This is a genomic window from Pseudoalteromonas sp. CR1 (assembly GCF_019392235.1).
Classification (GTDB): domain Bacteria; phylum Pseudomonadota; class Gammaproteobacteria; order Enterobacterales; family Alteromonadaceae; genus Pseudoalteromonas.
Genome location: NZ_JAHXRM010000214.1, coordinates 1 through 276, shown reverse-complemented (window position 1 = coordinate 276; position 276 = coordinate 1). Strand labels below are relative to the sequence as shown.

Genomic DNA, 276 nt, shown 5'->3' with positions numbered 1-276 from the left:
CTTGTCTTCCACGGCCAGGTTTACGCGCGACAGCACACGGCCTTCGCTGTCCAGCGGGGTGTTTACATCCACTGCCGTGCGATAACGGTCCCAACTGCCGGCGCTGGTTTGCAGCGTGGTGAAGGCTTGCGGCTGCGGTTTCTTGGTGACGATATTCACGGTGCCGCCGGGATCGCCGCGGCCATACAGGCTGGCGGCGGGGCCTTTGAGTACTTCAATGCGTTCGATATTGGCCGCATCCGGCGTGCTCGGGTAGCCGCGGTTGGCGCTGAAACC

The 276-nt window shown here is 63.4% G+C and carries 1 protein-coding gene; it reads right to left on the bottom strand.

Features of this window, described 5'->3' with window-relative positions; genetic code table 11:
* Positions 1-276: TonB-dependent receptor plug domain-containing protein (locus KZZ04_RS19160; protein WP_219423850.1), on the bottom strand; the 276-nt coding region annotated here is incomplete at both ends.